Annotated in this window: 1 protein-coding gene; it reads right to left on the bottom strand. The window is 53.6% G+C overall.

Going from position 1 to position 422, the window contains the following annotated elements; genetic code table 11:
* Positions 1 to 150: 150 nt before the first annotated feature.
* The coding region (locus tag Q4563_RS16400) for an ATP-binding protein (protein ID WP_303605240.1) at positions 151 to 422 on the bottom strand (272 nt) is incomplete at its 5' end.

Here is a 422-nt window from a genome sequence, read left to right on the forward strand (position 1 = left end):
CAGCGACACTGTGCCACGGCTTCCCGACATGCGGGGCAGGTACGTCCAATTTCAGTGGAATAGACCAGTCCACCGCTGTTTTTTTGCTTGGCCATGTGATTCCTCATTGTTGCTACCGCAACGCTAAATCATTCACAGCCATTCGGCAAATCAACTTGCCGCAGAGCTGGCACTGCTCGATAACGTTGCCACAGGAAATGTCAACAGCACCTGGGTACCGACTCCCAACTCACTATCAATGGTCAAATCCCCACTATGATAAGCCATCACAATAGCGACCTCAGCCAACCCCAAGCCGTTTTCCGGCACTCCCCAATCCGCATGGATCCAGCTGTTCACCGCGGTAGCATCCATGCCCTCCCCGGTATCCCGGATGGATACACATACCGTGTCGTTCACGGTTTCGAGGCGAATGGTTATCT

The organism is Gilvimarinus sp. 1_MG-2023, assembly GCF_030548285.1.